At 58.3% G+C, this 15,793-nt stretch carries 16 protein-coding genes; 9 read left to right on the forward strand and 7 right to left on the reverse strand.

The features are described from left to right. On the forward strand, positions 1–1,242 hold the full coding sequence (locus NAT49_RS02675; RefSeq protein ID WP_251590116.1) for a NupC/NupG family nucleoside CNT transporter: 1,242 nt from the start codon (positions 1–3) through the stop codon (positions 1,240–1,242). A gap of 85 nt (positions 1,243–1,327) precedes the next feature. Then, entirely contained in the window at positions 1,328–1,930 is a 603-nt protein-coding gene (gene cobO / locus NAT49_RS02680; protein ID WP_251590117.1) for a cob(I)yrinic acid a,c-diamide adenosyltransferase, read from the forward strand. A gap of 6 nt (positions 1,931–1,936) precedes the next feature. On the opposite strand, the gene NAT49_RS02685 is transcribed toward cobO, so the two are convergent. Then, positions 1,937–2,992, reverse strand: a complete 1,056-nt coding sequence (locus NAT49_RS02685; RefSeq protein WP_251590120.1) for an ABC transporter substrate-binding protein — start codon at positions 2,990–2,992, stop codon at positions 1,937–1,939. Between the two features lie 99 nt (positions 2,993–3,091). Continuing rightward, a complete protein-coding gene (locus NAT49_RS02690; RefSeq protein WP_251590122.1) occupies positions 3,092–4,027 on the reverse strand; it encodes an alpha/beta hydrolase in 936 nt (311 codons plus the stop codon). A gap of 265 nt (positions 4,028–4,292) precedes the next feature. Between NAT49_RS02690 and NAT49_RS02695 the strand changes: the two genes are divergently transcribed. Next, a complete protein-coding gene (locus NAT49_RS02695) occupies positions 4,293–5,030 on the forward strand; it encodes an SIMPL domain-containing protein (protein WP_251590124.1) in 738 nt (245 codons plus the stop codon). 91 nt (positions 5,031–5,121) lie between these two features. Here the strand turns inward: NAT49_RS02695 and NAT49_RS02700 are convergent, their stop codons facing one another. Further along, positions 5,122–6,567, reverse strand: a complete 1,446-nt coding sequence (locus tag NAT49_RS02700) for a sodium-dependent transporter (RefSeq protein ID WP_251590125.1) — start codon at positions 6,565–6,567, stop codon at positions 5,122–5,124. A 167-nt stretch (positions 6,568–6,734) separates the two neighbouring features. Here NAT49_RS02700 and NAT49_RS02705 point away from each other — a divergent pair, with 167 nt between their 5' ends. From NAT49_RS02705 to NAT49_RS02720, 4 genes are all read left to right on the forward strand, one after another. Continuing rightward, positions 6,735–7,391: a potassium channel family protein gene (locus tag NAT49_RS02705; RefSeq protein ID WP_251590127.1), complete on the forward strand. Its 657-nt coding sequence runs from the start codon at positions 6,735–6,737 to the stop codon at positions 7,389–7,391. A gap of 64 nt (positions 7,392–7,455) precedes the next feature. Further along, complete coding sequence (locus NAT49_RS02710; protein ID WP_251590129.1) at positions 7,456–8,820, forward strand: TrkH family potassium uptake protein; 1,365 nt, start codon at positions 7,456–7,458, stop codon at positions 8,818–8,820. Between the two features lie 79 nt (positions 8,821–8,899). Continuing rightward, entirely contained in the window at positions 8,900–9,817 is a 918-nt protein-coding gene (locus NAT49_RS02715) for a LysR family transcriptional regulator ArgP (RefSeq protein WP_251590130.1), read from the forward strand. A gap of 29 nt (positions 9,818–9,846) precedes the next feature. Next, a complete protein-coding gene (locus NAT49_RS02720; RefSeq protein ID WP_251590131.1) occupies positions 9,847–10,221 on the forward strand; it encodes a hypothetical protein in 375 nt (124 codons plus the stop codon). A gap of 74 nt (positions 10,222–10,295) precedes the next feature. Here the strand turns inward: NAT49_RS02720 and NAT49_RS02725 are convergent, their stop codons facing one another. Both NAT49_RS02725 and slyA read right to left on the reverse strand, forming a co-directional pair. Further along, positions 10,296–10,598, reverse strand: coding sequence for an MTH1187 family thiamine-binding protein (locus tag NAT49_RS02725; protein ID WP_251590132.1), 303 nt, complete (start codon positions 10,596–10,598; stop codon positions 10,296–10,298). A gap of 217 nt (positions 10,599–10,815) precedes the next feature. After that, positions 10,816–11,307, reverse strand: coding sequence for a transcriptional regulator SlyA (gene slyA / locus NAT49_RS02730; RefSeq protein ID WP_251591919.1), 492 nt, complete (start codon positions 11,305–11,307; stop codon positions 10,816–10,818). Between the two features lie 213 nt (positions 11,308–11,520). On the opposite strand from slyA, the gene NAT49_RS02735 reads away from it, so the two are divergent. Then, entirely contained in the window at positions 11,521–12,711 is a 1,191-nt protein-coding gene (locus NAT49_RS02735; protein ID WP_251590133.1) for an amino acid aminotransferase, read from the forward strand. A gap of 45 nt (positions 12,712–12,756) precedes the next feature. Here the strand turns inward: NAT49_RS02735 and NAT49_RS02740 are convergent, their stop codons facing one another. Together NAT49_RS02740 and NAT49_RS02745 are read right to left on the reverse strand one after the other, a co-directional pair. After that, entirely contained in the window at positions 12,757–14,106 is a 1,350-nt protein-coding gene (locus NAT49_RS02740; RefSeq protein WP_309619157.1) for an MATE family efflux transporter, read from the reverse strand. Positions 14,107–14,210: 104 nt separating this feature from the next. Beyond that, the gene (locus NAT49_RS02745; RefSeq protein WP_251590134.1) at positions 14,211–14,666 is read right to left on the reverse strand and encodes a hypothetical protein; all 456 of its coding nucleotides are present in this window, start codon (positions 14,664–14,666) and stop codon (positions 14,211–14,213) included. Between the two features lie 162 nt (positions 14,667–14,828). Between NAT49_RS02745 and NAT49_RS02750 the strand changes: the two genes are divergently transcribed. After that, positions 14,829–15,764, forward strand: a complete 936-nt coding sequence (locus NAT49_RS02750; protein ID WP_251590135.1) for a LysR family transcriptional regulator — start codon at positions 14,829–14,831, stop codon at positions 15,762–15,764. Positions 15,765–15,793 lie beyond the last annotated feature (29 nt).

Raw genomic sequence — 15,793 nt, forward strand, 5'->3', positions numbered from 1 at the left:
ATGGGCGCCATCATGGGCCTAGTCGGTGTCATTACCGTACTGGTCATCGCCTTTGCATTGTGCGAAAACCGCAAGGCCATCAAATACCGAACCGTTCTGGGCGCGTTTGCCATTCAGGCAGGCCTTGGCATGTTCGTACTCTATACCCCTGCCGGCAAGACCGTGCTGCTGGCGATGTCAAACGGCGTTCAGAACGTAATGGACGCAAGCCAGGCCGGCATCGAGTTCGTCTTTGGCGGCCTGGTCTCGGACCAGATGTTCGAGCTTTTCGGCGGCGGCGGCTTCATCTTCGCCTTCCGCGTACTGCCTTTTATTGTCTTCTTCTCCTCCCTGATTGCCGTGCTTTACTACCTGGGCGTCATGCGCTGGATCATCATGATCCTCGGCGGGTTTCTGCAAAAAGTGCTTGGCACCAGCCGTCCGGAGTCGCTGTCGGCGGCAGCGAACATCTTCGTCGGTCAGACCGAGGCGCCACTGGTCGTTCGACCGTTCGTCAACAACATGACCCGCTCGGAGCTGTTTGCGGTCATGTGTGGCGGCCTTGCAAGTGTTGCCGGTTCGGTACTGGGCGGGTACGCCGCCATGGGGGTCGATCTGAACTACTTGATCGCCGCCTCGTTCATGGCAGCGCCTGGCGGTCTCTTGATGGCCAAGTTGATCATTCCCGAAACCGAAACGCCCAAACAGGATCTGGAAAACCTCGACGGCAAGATGGAGGATGACGCCGCCAATGTGATCGATGCCGCCGCCGAAGGCGCCAGTGCCGGCCTGCAGCTCGCGCTCAACGTCGGCGCCATGCTATTGGCGTTCGTTGGCCTGATCGCGCTTGCCAACATCCTGCTTGGCGGCATCGGCGGCTGGTTCGGCTTCGAGGACCTGACGCTTCAACAGATTCTCGGCTACTGCTTTGCCCCGCTTGCCTTCCTGATCGGGGTGCCCTGGCATGAAGCCGTCACGGCGGGCAGCTTTATCGGTCAAAAAATCATCCTCAACGAGTTCGTGGCCTTTGCCAATTTCACCGACATCGGTACGGCGCTGTCTGAACACAGCAAGGCGATCGTGACCTTTGCGCTGTGCGGGTTTGCCAATCTATCCTCCATTGCCATTTTGATGGGCGGGCTGGGTGTCATGGCGCCCGACCGCCGAGGCGACATCGCGCGTCTTGGTATAAAAGCCGTCATGGCGGGGACGCTTTCAAACCTGATGAGCGCCTCGCTTGCCGGGCTGTTTTTATCCTTGTAACACCAAGGCCGCGTTTACCGTTAACCACGTGCTCGTCGGGCCCTGATGTCAATCAGGGCCCGACGTCGTTCAAGGAGAGATCGTCATGAGTGATGAACGAAACCACCGCCACAAACGCGCGATGGAAAAACTGAAAGCGCGCGTCGATGAACGTGTCGCGTCCGCCGATGAAGAGCGGGGTCAGATTCTTATAAATACGGGCAATGGCAAGGGCAAGACTACCGCCGCCTGGGGCACGGTGACTCGAGCGCTCGGCTATGGCTATACCTGCGGTGTGGTTCAGTTCATAAAAGGCACGTGGGAGTGCGGTGAGCGCAACCGCCTCGAGGAGGATTCAAACCTGCACGTGGTGACCATGGCCACCGGATTCACCTGGGATACACAGGACCGCGACGCTGACCGCGCGGCGTGTCAATCGGTGTGGCAGCAGGCCGAGGCAATGCTTTCGGATGCCAACATGTACCTGGTCGTGCTCGATGAGATCACGTACATGCTCAAGTTCGGCTATCTGGAGATTGATGTGGTGCTGGAGGCACTTGCCCATCGGCCCAGGGAGCAGACGGTGATCATTACCGGGCGCAACGCCCACCGAGACTTGATGGGCGTGGCCGATACCATTACCGACATGCAGGAAACCCGGCACGCCTTCAATCATGGGCTGAAGGCCCGCCGGGGGATCGACTACTGAGCGCGCTTACGCGTCCGTATCGCTCGGATCATCGATCCAGAGACTGCCCGTCAGCGGCACTGCCGCAAACTTCTTATTGATGGCGTCAAGCGTTGCAGTAGGGTCGAGCTCACCAAACACGTCGGGATGAATCCATTTGGCCAGAAGCTCGAGGACAACGATGTTGTACGGCGTATTGATCAAGTGGTGATAAAGCCCATGGACGCGGTGATGCTTGACCGCCGCCAGCTGAGCGATTGCGTCTCGGCTGGTCACGCGCTTGAGCGAGGCACGCGCTTTCTCGATCGGTTCGAACGGGCCGAGCACCATGCCGGGCGTTCCCTCGAGATAGGAGCCGCCGGTGGCGATGTAGATGTCGGGCTGGCTTGCAAGAATATATTCAGGCGTCAAGAGACCGCTTTTGCCCTTGAGGGTCCGCCCCCCTAGGTTCTCGCCACCCACTAGATCGATGAACCCCTGAAAGCTGCCATCGCCCGGTGAGTAACAGCAGGCGTGCATGCCCGCGGCGTGAGCCTCTAAAAAGATCAGCGGTTTGGGGGTAGACGGATCAATGCCTTCAGCAAGTGTCGCGACTTCCTGTCGCTTGGCCCGGTAGAACGTGGCAAACCGCTCATACTCGGCGTCACGACCGATCAGCTTGGCCATGATTTGAAGGCTCTTGAGCGTATCCTGGGCCGGGTCGGTTGCAAAATCCACATAGACCAGCGTGATGCCGGCGGCCTCGAGCTGGCGCTCGAGCAAGGTATTTTCCGATGGCGGCGTCTGTGAGCGGCTCAGGATGACCACGTCCGGGCGCAGGGAAATGATCTTTTCAACAGAAAGATCTGATGCGCCCTGCCCGCTGCCGACCGTCGGAATCGTTTCGAGCTTGGGCAGTGCCTCGGTGAATCGCCGGTAGATGTTCTTGTAGCGCTTGAAATCACTGCCCCAGCCAACCAGTACATCGCTTGGCTGCGGCGTAAGTAGCGACAGCGCAATGACGTTACGCCCCTCGCCAAGAATCACCCGCTTGGCAGGCGCCTCAAGCGATACATGGCGCCCGGTCACGTCAGTTACGTCCAACGCCCACACCTTCAAAGGCGTCAGCAGTATAAAAAAAACGGCCATGCACAGGCCGAAACAATACCTCATGATCATGTATGTCCTGAACGTTTTGTGGCTTTAGCCGGCATCCGGCGACAGGATAAAGTGCAAGGCGCGATTCAATGCAACAAGCAACACGGTACGGTGATACTCCTGCGGAAAGACGATCGCGGTCGCACTGAGCCGTTTAGTATCAAGCATGTTGAGGCGCTGAGCGAGCGCTTTGGCGTTGTTGGTCATTTGATGTTCACGTCGGCGGGCGGCCACTTCACTGGCGTTGGCCTCCTTGCGCTCCGACGGGGACAGCGCCTGCTCGTACTCGCCTACGGTGAGCAGTACCCGCACCGGGTTGGTGGCATCGATCGCCTTGGGAGTAAACGCCTGCTCAAGCTGTTCCATGACACCATTGCCCCACCAGAGCGACGGGCTCGCCGCAATGTACTGCTGAAAGGCATCGGGGTGGCGAAACAAGGTGGTCAGCGCGAACAATGCGCCGTAGGAATGCCCGAACAGCGCCTGACGCTGGGTATTGATCGGATAACGGGACTCGATGGTGGGCTTCAGTGTCTGCTCGATAAAGCGATAGAACCGCTCGGCACCGCCGTAGGCCACCGGCTTCCCCTCACGCGTCACCGAGGTGCGCTCGCCCGGAGCCGGCATGGGCGTATAGTCGTGCGCCCGGCGCACCATATCGAAGGGGTCGGCGTGCGGATACCCGATGCCGACGATGACGGCTGCGGGCAAGCCACCGTGGGCCGCGGCCTGCTGTAGTCGAAATGCCTCGACAGCGATCGGGAAGGTCGCATTGCCATCGAGCAGATAAATAACCGGAAAACCACCTGGAGGTGCCTTTACATCCGGCACGTACGTCATGATCGAATACGCTTGATCGGATGCGTTGTGAAGGGTAAACGTTTTGGTATCCGGTATCGACATGGCGGACGAGGAATCCGCATTGGACGCCGCCTGCGCCTGAGAGGCGCCGACACTGATAGCCCCTGACAGGAGCGACATCACCAACACACAGACTTTGTACGATTTCTTTTTAGATATGTAATCGATTATCGTTTTCATCAACATCGTACTCTTATGCTACTCCAATGCCGTGGTTATGCATTTTCTCTTTTCGTAATGCATGACTGTACATGGCCCTGTTCATGCACTACTAAAAGTAACACTGTTCGACACATAAAAGTGTGCTGAAACCGGTAACCCACAATATTTCGTCACATTAAATTACAGGTTACAACGATGTGACCATTACCTTTAGGGAGACCCTATGCGTATATACCGTAACGCCTGCAGCGTCATCGCGCTATGCCTGCTTCCCCTGCCCGCGCTGGCGGTCGATGCACCCCAGCCAACCGGCATCGATGTCAGCGCCAGTGCATCCGTTAACACCGTACCGGACAAGGCAACGCTTCAGGCGGAGCTACAGGAGACGACGCCTTACGCCACGTCAGACACTCCGACGGAACAGGCGTTCCAATCGGCACGCAAGCGGCTGACCGAGCGCTCAAACCGCCTGATGAAGCAGTTAAACGCATTCGGTCTTGATAGCAAGGCGTTATCAGCCGGCACGCTCACAATTCATCAGCAGCAGCAAAGCCGAGGCAACGATGAAACGCCCCAGAGCCGGATGGTGCTGTCACGGCCAATCGGCATCGAACTCGACCAGCTGGATCAACTCTCGAAGGTTGTCAGCCTGCTCCTCGATGCCAAGGTAGACCGACTGAGCCCGCCAACGTTTGACAGCAGCCAGCGTGAGACGCTCGAACTCGAGGCACTTTCCAAGGCGGTCGAGCGGGCGCGCCAGAAAGCATCGGCCATCGCCAAGTCAGGCAAGCTCGAACTTGGCGCGATGACCTACGTCGATGCCCAGACACCCTCGGTGGGCCCCATGCGAAGCTACATGAGCGAAGCCCGCATGGCCAAGGCCAGTGATTTGGACCTTTCCCCGGGATTGATCGAGATCAACACAAAGGTCTCGACCCGGTGGGCCATCAGCGGCCAATGAGCGTAAAAGTACGAACGAAAAAAGCCCCGATACCGGGGCTTTTTATTTACGCGCGTTTTTTGCAGGCGTTCGTTTTCAGACACCGCGTCGCTTACGTACGTCTAACACGCGTCATCAGCTCGCCCAACGCAGCGATCCCCAACACGGCCGCGACCACGTAGTACCACTGCTCGGCAAGATTGAAGTCAAGCCAGCCGAGGGCGTCCAGAAAGACCAGCGTAATGCCGACCGGCACGATCGCTCGCAAGGCAAACTGCCATAGAACCCAGCCCAGCCCGGAAAGATTGACCTCTTCCTTGATCACCGAGCGCTTGAAGACGTAGCCGGCCATCAGCGCTGTCAGCAGGCCGCCCAGTGGCATCAGCCAGCGAGACGTCAGGAAATCCAGCCAATCGAACACGGTCTTGCCTGCAAGCGTCCACCCGGCGCCAAGGTTGAACGACAGCATGGCAAAGAAACTGATAATCCATAAAACCACCCCGACCCACGCGCACAGCACCGAACGTCTGGCGCCGGTGTGGCGCTCGAGAAAGGCAACCGTTGCCTCGATCATTGAAATCGAGGACGTCAGCGCCGCAAGAGAGAGCATCACGAAAAAGATCAGCGCGATGACTCCACCAAAGGGCATTTGATCGAACGCCAGCGGCAGGCTCATGAAGATAAGGCCGGGACCGGAGGAAGGATCCATGTTGTTGGCGAAGATCACCGGGAAGATCGCAAGCCCTGCCATCATCGCGATGACGGTGTCACAGGCGGCCACCAACATGCTGGTTCGCGCGATCGAACGTTTAGCCGGCAGGTATGACCCGTAGGTCATGATCGCACCGGCGGCGAGACTCAAGGTGAAAAAGGCATGGCCAAGTGCTGCAAGCATGGCGCCGGCGGTCAGCTTTTCGGGATCAAAGGCGAACATAAAGCGCACACCATCACCGAAGCCGCCGGAAAATACCCCATAGCCGATCATGATGCCCAGCAAAATAACCAGGCCAGGCATCATCCAGTTGACGTTTTTTTCGATGCCTTCCTGCACGCCCTTGCCAACAATGGCAAGCGTAATGACGATGACCAGCGTACTCCAGCCGCCAAGGCTCCAGGGGTTGGCGTTCGTCGCGCCAAACAGGGCCTCATAGGCCTCCACACTTCCGAGGCCGAAGCCGCCGCTGATTGCCTTCCAGACGTAGGACAGCGCCCACCCCGCCACCACCACATAGAAGCAGAGAATCAGAAATCCGCTGATCATCGACATCCAGCCGACGATCGACCACAGCGAGCTTCGGTTCGATTCACGGGCAACTGCCTTGACCGCATCCACGGGACTGCCCCGGCCACGCCGGCCAAGCGTAATTTCCGCCATCATCAATGGAAGGCCGATCAACAGAATACAGACCAGGTAGACCAGCACGAACGCCGCCCCGCCGTATTCGCCCGTCATGTACGGAAATTTCCAGATATTGCCAAGCCCGACGGCGGAGCCGGTCGCGGCGAGCACAAATCCCCAGCGCCCGACCCACTGGGTCGTTGTGGCCGATTCACTCATGTCTCTTGCTCATGTTGGTAAGGTCATTGATCCAGCGACTGGACGTGTAAGGCGGCGCATTTTATCGCGGCAATGCACCCGGTGCGATACATTGATGCCACGCGTCCACTCTACATGGGTACCACTTTACGCGATCTATCCGATTCACAGTCACATCGAGGGGTTTCATGAGTCGTCAATTCGCTATTATCGGACTCGGGTACTTCGGTTCCACCGTCGCACTCGAACTTCATCGTCAAAACCACGAAGTGCTGGGTGTCGACCGTGATGAAAAACGGGTCAACAAGATCGCCGAGCATATCACCCGAGCGGTCATCGCCGACCCGACCGATGAAACGGCGCTTGGCGAACTCAATCTCAGCGAATTCAGCGCTGTCCTGGTCGATGTCGACGACAGTATCGAGGCCAGCATCATGACGACCCTTCATTTGAAGGAGCTCGAGGTCAAGGAACTGTGGGTCAAGGCGCTCAATGACGATCACCACAAACTTCTGAGCTACATCGGCGCAGACCGCATCGTCCACCCCGAATACGATCTTGGCATTCGCGTTGCCGAGAGCCTGAGCTATCACGCCGTGGTCAATTTCATCCGCCTGGGCGATCAGCAGTACGTGGTCGAGGTCGAACTGACCGAGCGACTCGTCAAACGCTGCACAACCGTTGGCGAGCTGGGCTTCAGTGACAAGCAGGCAACCGTGGTTGCCATCAAACAGGGCAGCCAGCTCGACTGCACGCCAAGCGCCTCGACCGCACTGCACGCAGGCGATCACCTGGTCCTGATCGGCGATCTGGACGTGCTGCGCCATTTCGGCGACAAGCTCTGATCGGCCGCCGATACCTCGATCACAGGAAACCGACCCTACAACACCGGCTTCAGGCGTCCACCTCATGACCCGACTGTCTCGCCCACACCGACCGTTTCAGCGCCTGCGCCGACGTGCGGTCAAGCTCAATCCGCCGATTGTGCTGTTAAGCGGCTTTGTACTGCTTGCGTTGATCGGCGCTGCCCTATTGAAACTGCCCATCAGTACAACGGTGCCCTTGACCTGGATGGAGGCACTGTTCACCGCAACATCGGCCGTTACCGTCACCGGGCTTGGCGTCATTGATGTCGGCCAGGACATGACGCTCTGGGGGCAGCTGATCCTACTGACCCTGATCCAGCTCGGCGGCATCGGATTCATGACCTTTGCCGCACTGACGCTTGTGATGCTCGGCGGCAAGATGCCGCTTCAACACCAGAACATCGTTCGGGAGGCGCTCAATCAGTCCTCGTTCAACGATCTGTTTCATCTGGTTCGTCTCGTGGTCGGGTTTGCGCTGTTCATCGAACTTGTCACCGCTGCCCTTCTTGCAACCGCCTGGGTGCCGGAATTCGGCTGGTCATCCGGTCTCTGGCTCAGCCTCTTTCATTCGGTCTCGGCGTTCAATAACGCAGGCTTTGCGCTCTGGGGCGACAGCCTCAGCCAATACGTCAGCTCACCGATTGTCACACTGAGCATTTCAGGGGCATTTATCATCGGCGGCCTGGGTTTCGCGGTGATTCAGGAAATCATCGGCCATAAAAAGAACACGCCCTGGTCCATGCAGACGCGATTGATCGTCTACGCAACCGTTGGACTGAACGTCGTGGCAACGCTCTTGTTTGGGCTGCTTGAATGGCACAACCCCGCAACGCTTGGTGGACTCGACAGTACGTTCGATCGAGTGCTGGCGGCGTGGTTTCAGGCAGTCACCCCCCGAACCGCGGGCTTCAATACGCTCGATACCGCAGCCCTTGGGACACCGAGCGCCCTTTTGACCATGCTTTTGATGTTCATCGGTGGAGGCCCGGGGTCAACCGCCAGTGGCATCAAGCTGACCACGTTTATAGTCTTGCTGTTGACCGCGCGCGCCTTTCTTCGTGGCTCGACCGAGCCGGTCATTTTCAGTCGTCGCATCCGCCAGGAAATCGTGTTCAAGGCTGTCGCAGTCGCCTTCAGCGGCGTCATGCTGATCTTTCTGGCGCTGTTCGGACTCAGCATCAGCGAACCCAGACAATCGTTTCTCGATCTGGCGTTCGAAACGGTGTCCGCCTTCGGCACCGTCGGCCTCTCTCGAGGCATCACCAGCGAACTGAGCGGCGAAGGCCAGATGATTCTGATCGTGACCATGCTGCTTGGCCGCGTTGGCACGCTGTCGCTGGGGTACTTTCTCGCCACGCGCTCGGTCGGCAACGTGCGCTACGCCGAGGGCCGTATCCAGATTGGCTGATCGAGAGCGCTGGCACGCACCAAGGCTCTCATATACCATTACATAAACTCATGCCTACTAGAACGCATAACCTAATCTAATGCTTGATTACAAACTTCTTGAAGCCCTCAGTGCCGTTATCGATCAGGGCGGGTTCGAACGGGGCGCCAATTACCTGGGGTTGACCCAGTCGGCCGTTTCTCAGCGCATCAAGCTTCTTGAAGCGCGCCTGGGCCAACCGGTCCTGGTGCGCTCCCCGACGCTTGGCCCCACCGCACTTGGCAAGCGACTGTTAAATCACGCCCAGCAAGTGCGTTTGCTCGAGTACGACCTGATCGATATCGTGCCCTCGCTTGGTACCGATGAGCAGCGACTTCGCATCGCACTCAATGCCGATAGCCTTGCCACCTGGTGGCCGCTCGCCATCGGCCCATTCAATCAGGAACATCGCGTACTTCTTGATCTTGTAGTGCAGGATCAAACCACGGCGCTTCAGCGCATGCGTGATGGCGAAGTCGCCGCCTGTTTATGCTCGACCCCAAGGGCCGTGCAAGGCGCTCGCGTGGTCTCGCTTGGTGGCATGCGCTACATGGCTGTGGCCACACCCAGGTTCATAGAGCGGCATTTCCCGGAAGGTCTGAACGCCGAAAGCCTGTCAGAAGCGCCGGGCATCGTGTTTGGCCCGGATGATCGACTCCACCATCGCATGGTTGCGCAATACCACATCGCGCCGCCGTTCCCACACCACATGTGCCCTTCATCCCAAGGCGTGGTTCAGATGACGGTCGCGGGACTTGGCTACGCGCTGCTTCCCGAGCATCAGGCCCGGCCACATCTTGAGTCGGGAGCGCTGGTCGAAATTGAAACCCCTTCACCCATCATCGTGCCCATGTACTGGCACTATTGGCGCCAGGGCGGGCAGCTGCTAAGTTCGTTGACCAGCTATCTGAGCGAACAGAGTCCGAACTGGTTGCTCAGCGTCGAAGAAACCGAGCGCGGCTCGCCAACGCCGTTGTAGCCTTTTTTGATATCAGGGAGTGATGTCCAATGAAGAAATCGACCCTCACGCGTTCGCTCATGGCCGGTGTACTCATTGCCGGCGCCGCCACATTGAGCGCCTGTGGTCCCTCAACCAGTGTGGTCAAAAGCGAATCCGCGCAGTACACGGTGGTATCGGTCGATGAAGACCGCGAGGCGGCCATCGAGGGTGCGCGTGAACGTGCGCAGGAGTATTGCCAGGCCCAGGAGGATAAGGACGCCTACACCGTGATTGAACAGCGCGAAGAGCCGCCGCACTCCGGCGATGGCGCAAGCCAAGGAGCACTGCCGGATAACGCCACCATTAGCGAGGACACCGACCTCACCGCCGCCAGCAGTGAGGGCGAAGGCTATAAGGTAACCTGGACCATCCGCTGCTCCTGAGTTCACCTCGTTTAACGCAAGGGCGCCCACAGGTGCCCTTTTTCACGACGGTCGGCGCTTTTATAAGCGGATGATCAGGGCGCGAGCTTGCGTGACACGCTCGAGACCTTATCGGCAAGACTCTGTTCACGATCAACTCGAGTGCCCAGCTTCATCGTGGTGGTAATTCGGGGGGCGCCCGCCTCATGGACCACCTCGTGACAGCGCTTGACCACCGCCATCACCTCATCCCACTCCCCCTCGATATTGGTGCCGTACGCGTGCATCTCATGCACAAGCCCGGCCCGCTCGATTTCACGCTGACACAGCGCCACATACTCGGAGACGGAGACGCCGACGCCCATCGGCACAACGCAGAGATCGATAATCACGTTCATGGTGCGCTCCTTGATAGGAAATAATCGGTTCTGCCCGGAAAGGCAGCTGGTTCATTTCTTTTCTGACGTTCGGTCCATTTTTTACTGACGTTTATTTGCCATTGAATGTGGCTTCAGAAACATGCTGATGCGGCAGGTACAGAGCCCAGAGGCCCATGAAACCCGGCGCAGGTGCCAATCCCATATCACTGCCCCTGGAACACACACATTTGGCCACCTACTGCTCGGCATTCAGACGGGAAAAATCGGACGTCGTAGTGTCTCCAGACTCGTCAATGATCGAGACGGCGTTGGCGGCAATGCGAGACACCATTGAGGTCAATTGCTCGATTTCCTGGTCGTTGAATCCGGCCAGCAGGTGACGATGGACATCCTGAGCCCGCCCCTGCACCGCCGCCATGGTGGTCTTTCCCGCCTCGGTAAAGCAGATGGTACGGGCTCGCCGATCATTGTCGCACCGCTCGCGGCGAATCAGCTCCTGCTTTTCCAGACAATCGAGCGTTCGCATCAATGAAGGCAACTCGATGCCGATGTGCTGGGCAAGACTTGACTGGGTCGTGCCCTCACCCAACCGAGACAGATGCAACAACGCGATCCAGCGCGCCTGAGTCAGCCCAAGCGGCTCCATCGCTTTGTCGACCGCCGCACGCCACCCTCGGTTCATCAAGGCCAGCTGCATCCCCAGACTCATCTGGTCGAATCCTTCCATATCGATCACGGTAGAGCGCTCCTATCCCGAGTCATTACTAGAGCCCCCATGATGCTTTGCACACTCACTTTATGCCAGTAAATACACCGCCCCGCCTGATCGCCGTGAATTTAGCGATCGATAGTGCGAGGGGTAAACCGACACGTTATGATTAATTTTCCGGGGGCGTTGACGCCCTATTTCTGAATACACTGATGAGGCTTTGGCATTCGCATGTTTGAGCAGATAGAACGCGTTCCGGGCGATGCAATTCTTGGGTTGATCGATGCGTTCAAGAAAGACACCAACCCCAACAAGGTGGATCTCGGCGTCGGCGTCTATCGTGATGCCAGCGGCAATACGCCGGTGCTCGAATCGGTCAAGATCGCCGAAGAGCGCCTTTTAAGCAGCGAAACCACCAAAAGCTACATCGGCTCCCACGGCGACCCAGCCTACGGCAGCGCCGTACTCTCGCTGGTGCTTGGCGAAACCTCGCCGGTGCTTGAGGCCAACCGCGCAAGCCTCACTCAGTCACCGGGCGGCACCGGTGCCCTGCGCCTTGCGGCGGATTTCATCAAGGCCAACCTTCCGGGCAAGGCCATCTGGCTGAGCGCCCCGACCTGGCCAAACCACCTCGGCATTTTCGACGCCGCAGGCGTTGAGCGTAAGAGCTACCCCTACGTCAGCGCCGACAACACGCTCGATTTCGACGGCATGGTCGAGACGTTCGAAACCATTCCAGAAGGCGATATCGTTCTGCTGCACGCCTGCTGTCATAACCCCTCCGGGTTCGATCTGAGCAAGGCTCAATGGCAGCAGGTGCTCGAAATCATTAGCCGGCGCAACCTTCTGCCGCTAATCGATTTCGCCTACCAGGGCTTTGGCGATGGCCTAGATGACGACGCCTACGGCGTGCGCCTTCTGGCTGAATCGCTTGATGAAGTGATCATCACAAGCTCATGCTCGAAGAATTTCGGCATCTACCGTGAACGTACCGGTGCATTGATTCTGATCGCGAAGGATCAGGAGCAGATGGAAAACGTACGCTCACAGGCAGCCATCACCGCGCGCGAGAACTACTCGAACCCACCGGCACACGGCGGCGCGATCGTGAGCACCATCCTGAACGACAATGCCCTTCGCGTTCAGTGGTTGGGGGAAGTCGACGAAATGCGCCAGCGCATCAACAGCCTGCGTCGCAACTTCGTCAAGGCGATGGCGCCCTACGGACTCGAGGAGCGCTTTCGGTTCATCGAACAGCAGCGCGGCATGTTCTCCTTCACCGGCCTGACGCCTGAACAGGTCGACCGGCTGCGAGACGAGTTCAGCATCTATATGGTGCGCTCAGGCCGTGCAAACGTTGCCGGCTTGAGCCATGACGTGCTTGATTACGTGGCAAAGGCAATCGCCACCGTCGTGAAATAAGTCACACGCTCAAAACCGCGCCGCACACGATGTGCGGCGCGGTTTTCATCCGGCTGCTGCCGCGCGTTGAACGCGCTGCTCAAGGCCACGGTAGAAAACCCAGCCCGCCATTATCCCCGCCAGCACGTTACCAAGCGCTGCGCCAATCGCGATGCCCAGCGTGCCATAAAGCCAGGCCCCGAGGGCGACACACGGCAGATAACAGACAAACAGACGCGCGAAGGCAATCATCATTGCACGTCGAGGCCATCCAAGGGCATTGCTTGCCGAGACCACAATCATGCAAATACCGAGTAACGCGTAGCTTGGCAGCATGAACACCATCAAGATGTTCAGCGCCTCACTGACCGCGTCGTCGCTGGCCATCCAGTGTGATAGCCATGGCGACATCACCGCCAGCACCGCGCCGAGCACCAGCTGCCACGCGACAATCACCTTGAAACTCAACATCATCAGCGCACGAATCTCGCTCCAGCGGCCAGCCCCATAACATCGCCCGAGCCAGGGCGGCAGCGACATGGTGAGTGCGAGCACCACTAGAATCGAAAAGCTTTCGAGCCGATTGGCAAGTCCCCAGGCCGCGACCACGGCGTTGCCCTCGGTGGCAACGATCGAGGTGGCTACGAGCGCCGCGAGCGGGGGCATCAACTGACTGATCATCGCGGGCCCGGCAATACCGGTAAACTCACGCCAGGAACGGGACAGCTCGTCAAGAAGCCCTTCCCATTTGAGCCAGGCGTGCTTGAAAAGGCGCATGAACACGAACAGCGCACCGATCCCAAAGGCGATCATCGTCGCCCAGGCGGCCCCCACCAGGCCAAACTTTGGTATCGGGCCCCAGCCAAAGATCAGGATCGGATCGACCACCAGGTTGATCAGACTGGTCACCACCATCATCAGTCCCGGAAACTTGGTGCGCCCATGCGCCCGAAACAGGCTGTAGCCCAGATAGAGCATGGCCCCGACCCAGCTGGTCACAAGCCATGGCCCCCAATACGCCTTGATCTCACCCAGCAGCGATGTCTCCGCACCCATCAACGGAAAGATGACATCGCTTGCAAGCCAGAGCAGCAGCAACACCAGCGCCAGCAAAACGCCACCCCCGACGATCACGACGCCGCCCAGACGGCAGGCGCGAGGCTCATCGCCTCGTCCAAGGGCACGAGAAATCAGGGCCGCCGCCGCAATGCCGATACCCACCTGAAGGCCAATGACGATAAACGAGACGGGAAAGGTAAAGGATTGAGCGGCAAGAGGCTGGGTACCGAGCCGTGCAACGAACAGACTGTCGACCAGGTTGAACCCTAGAAGCGACATCACGCCGATGGCCATTGGCCAGGTCTGGGCCCAGAGGGTTCGGCCCATGGAAGAATTGGTTGTTGATGCGCTAGACAAAATCGACTCCTGAATTCACCAAAAAATGCCGCTATCGACTCATAGCGGCATTTCATCAGACCCGTAATGGTAGCGCGTTAATTATTACGACATAACCGTTCGACTTAAAGATAATCGACCTGGAGCTGATAGTTGGCATCGGTTGCGTTGTCGTGATCGAAGCTGAGCCCGTGCACCTTGATCAGGTAATCCCCGGCATCAAGTGACTGAGTCAACGCAAAGTTGCCCTGGCCATTTGGAGTGGCCGCTGCGACCAGATGGTGCTTTTGATCGTAGACCTTGGCGGTGATGCGGTAGCTTGACTGCGTATCGCCGGCGTAGGGCACGCTTTTGATCGCGATGGCCTGCGGATGACTGACGTGCAGAAGAAACCGGTCAGGGTGGCCCTGGGAAATCAGGTGGGTATTGCTCCACCCGGCATCAAGTACCTCAACCTTGTCGAACTGATGAGGTGTACTCAGCCTGGTTTGTTGCCCGTCGATCACGGTGGAGGCCAGCGCCTGGCCCGCTGTGGCCGCGAGAAAAAGGCTTGAAACGATCAATGCAGGTACGGTTTTCATATAGTATTCCCCTAATAATTCGAGTGAGACGAAGCGTGGCGCGTCGCTATCAGACGCGTCGCCCGTGCTGTACGAATTATGTTAGGGCACTAACAATTTTCGAACCACAGACCCGCCGGCACTATTAATGTGCCTTAAGGGCAACAATCAGGCGTGCTTACCATGGATCGCAGCACACGATTACTGCTGTTTCTGGATGTGGTCGATGCCGGCAGCTTCACCGCTGCGGCCGAACGGCGCCACGTCAATCGCTCGGTCATCTCCAAGCAGATTCGCGCGCTCGAACGAGAGCTCGAGGTACAGCTCTTCAACCGCTCGACACGAAGCGTCGCGTTGACCGGCATCGGTCGCGAAATCTATCAGAGCGCGCTCAAGCTTCGAGAAGCGCTCGATGAAACCGGTGATGTGGTCAGAGCCCATCAGGAAGAACCCAGAGGCACTCTTCGCATTACGTGCCCGGTACATTTCGGGCGACTCCATGTCACTCGGGGCCTGCGCCTGTATTTGAAACGCTACCCTGACATGCATGTGGATCTTCAACTCGATGACACGCCGGTCAACCTGATTGGCGGCGGATTCGATATTGGCATTCGCATCGCTCAGCTCGATGACTCGAATCTGATCGCCCGTCCCCTGGCGCGTAACAAGCGCATTCTCTGTGCAAGCCCTGGCTTTATCGCCTGTCATGGCGCACCAGGCACGCTCGATGAATTGATCGGACTTCCAGCCGCCATCTATTCACGTGACGGCTTTGAACTGGACCGGCTTCATTACATTGATCAAACCGATGGACTGGAACGGCGGGTACGCCTTCACCCCAAGATCAAGGCCAATGACCCTGAAGTCCTGAAACAGGCAGTGCTTGCAGGCGTGGGCTACTCGATGGCGTCGCTGTTTCACGTCAGTGAAGAGTTGAAGGACGGTCGGCTGGTGCCGCTCCTGCCGGCGCTCACGCTCTCCGATGCGCCCGCCATTCAACTGGTCTATCCGCACAGGCGCTATCTGCCGCAAAAGACGCGGCGTTTCATCGAATGCATGCAGGAAACGGTCGGTGATCCGCCGTTTTGGGAGACGTGGTGGACAGGCGCGCCTGAATAAGCGCGCCTGAGCCCGACATAAAGCTCAAC

Source organism: Larsenimonas suaedae, assembly GCF_023712105.1.
Classification (GTDB): Bacteria; Pseudomonadota; Gammaproteobacteria; order Pseudomonadales; family Halomonadaceae; genus Larsenimonas; species Larsenimonas suaedae.